Origin of the sequence: Zooshikella harenae (genome assembly GCF_018837975.1) — a bacterium.
Taxonomy (GTDB): domain Bacteria; phylum Pseudomonadota; class Gammaproteobacteria; order Pseudomonadales; family Zooshikellaceae; genus Zooshikella; species Zooshikella harenae.
This window is the reverse complement of the sequence record NZ_JAGSOY010000199.1, coordinates 1-2,204: the sequence shown is the minus strand read 5'-3', so window position 1 is coordinate 2,204 and position 2,204 is coordinate 1. Positions and strand designations below refer to the sequence as shown.

Genomic DNA, 2,204 nt, shown 5'->3' with positions numbered 1-2,204 from the left:
TTATCTTATGGAGATCAGGATGTTTATGAATAGACACCGCAATGCTTTTAATTTGAGTATTGTGTTCATTTTCTCTATCTTAACAGGTTGTGACAAACATAATCAGGAAATAGAATCCTTCAAAACATCGATTAAGGACAACTTCATTGACTTTAACGGTGGAGAAATGCATCGAAAAGTCTCTTTTGACTTAAGCTGGAAACTAGAGGAAAGAAATCGTAAAGTACCAGACTACTTCAACGTAGTCGTTTCAGATTTCACAATACAGAAATACCCCGCTACCTGTTATGAATTTGAGTTTTTTATGAGAGTAACAGGGCATACCTCTGAACAATTCGAGGATGCTAAATGTCCTGATAAGAAAAAAACACCCGCAAACTCAATACCTTGGTATGATGCTCAAGCCTACTGTGAATGGCTTGGCTCAATATTTGGTAAAAAGGGATCTCTTCCTACAGAAGCCCAATGGGAGTTCGCCGCTACTAGTGGTGGAAAAGATGTGGAATATGCAACCAATAATGGCAAAGTTGAGCCTGGGGTAAACACTATTTGGGGTGACCCTAAAAAAGCACCAAAGCAACCACCAGCTATTGATAAGTACCCACCTAACCCTATGGGTATTTATGGTATGCATGGGGGGGTAGGAGAATATGTATTAGACTGGCATGATGCCTTGTATCCTGCTGATGCACCAGAGAAGAATCCTACGGGACCAACCTCTGGAACTCTAAAAGTTTATAAAGGAAACGACTTTCGCTCATCAAAAATATCTGAAGTGTATACACGTGGTTCAACAGATCCAAATTACGGCTATTATCGTGCGGGCTTCCGATGTACTCTTACAAATTAAAGGTCTATATTACTTTTTAGAGGCTTTCTGAGCCTCTTTTTTTGCGATTTTTGCGGGACTAATATAGTCATCAAGTATATTTTGAAACTCTCCGTCAATATATTCCTCAAACTGCTCATTTCTAATATAAAATTCTCCAAAGCCCCGAATATCACGCAAATCATCATCAACTTTTAGTGCAAGTCCTTCTATTGATTTTGTATCTAATTTAAGGGTATCCTTTTTATTTTCAATATTCCACATAATTCGATTCACAGTATAGTCAACATCATATTTTCTAAATTTTGGAGTTTTAATTGTTGTTGGACTATTTCTACCTGAACCATGCGGTCTAATTTCTATTTCTTCATACCCAGCAACTTCTGAAATTCTTACATCCAAAAATTCACTGAATTTTTTCTTTAGAATCGCTCGTATCTGAACATCACTCAGGTCTTTAGCTGGATTATATGCATCTTTATTTTCATCTCCTTTTTTTGCGGGCCATTTAAAGCTGCCTAGAGGGTACTCTTCCATTAATACTTTTTCGTCATTCCAATCAACTTCAAAATATTCAGAAACAATATGTGCTTTTAATACAACGGGTAATATTTTACCTTCCCCTTCAACTTTTACTTGCTCATCGCCGTTAATATCAATTGTCATCGTTGTGTTATATTGAAGCCCTGTTTCTCCAGTAACTGCTGCACCTAATGCATCACCCAGTTTTACTTCAATTCCAATTTTTGGTACAGCTTTCTGTTCAGATGTTACTTGTGCTTTCTCTTTTTCACCAAAAACTATTCCAGCTTTTAGCTCCCAACTTGCATCAAGAGAAATAAAAGCTTTGATAAAATAATTATCTTTTATCTGTATTGCAAGACCAACTTCAAACTTAGCCTCAATCACTTTTATACAAAACAGTAATTCATAGTAAAGATACACTTCAGGTTTCTCATTATATTCTTTATTCTGCCATTTTAAGTGTAATCCTCCTTTAAATATATCAATGTTAACATCCGCGTAAAAACCTAGCTTAGCTGTTGACAGTGTCCTTAAGGCGGTTATAAATCCATGAATAACATCACAAAGTGTAAAAATGGGGTTAAGTTCTTGCAAACAGTCAAACTTAATTTGATTTGCACCAAATCCATTATCAACGGTTAAACTCATATCAGGGTAAGCAAGATCAGTCCCCCTTGATAACGTTCGTGACTGCTCAATTAAAGTTTGGGGAATACCATCTTCTGATTCAGAAGTAACTTCTTTTCTTTTCTCCTCAAGCTTATATGACTTTACCTCAGCTTTTCTTGGATCATAGTTTTTTATTTCATCTGTTTTTAGAAGTTCCTTATCCCTGAATATTTTCTTTATG

At 36.0% G+C, this 2,204-nt stretch carries 2 protein-coding genes; one reads left to right on the top strand and one right to left on the bottom strand.

From position 1 onward, the window contains the following. A partial coding sequence (locus KCG35_RS24770) for a formylglycine-generating enzyme family protein (RefSeq protein WP_215822528.1) occupies nt 1-850 on the top strand: 850 nt, incomplete at its 5' end. A gap of 9 nt (nt 851-859) precedes the next feature. Here KCG35_RS24770 and KCG35_RS24765 read toward each other — a convergent pair. Beyond that, nucleotides 860-2,204, bottom strand: a 1,345-nt coding sequence (locus KCG35_RS24765; protein WP_215822527.1) for a hypothetical protein, incomplete at its 5' end; no start/stop codon positions are given.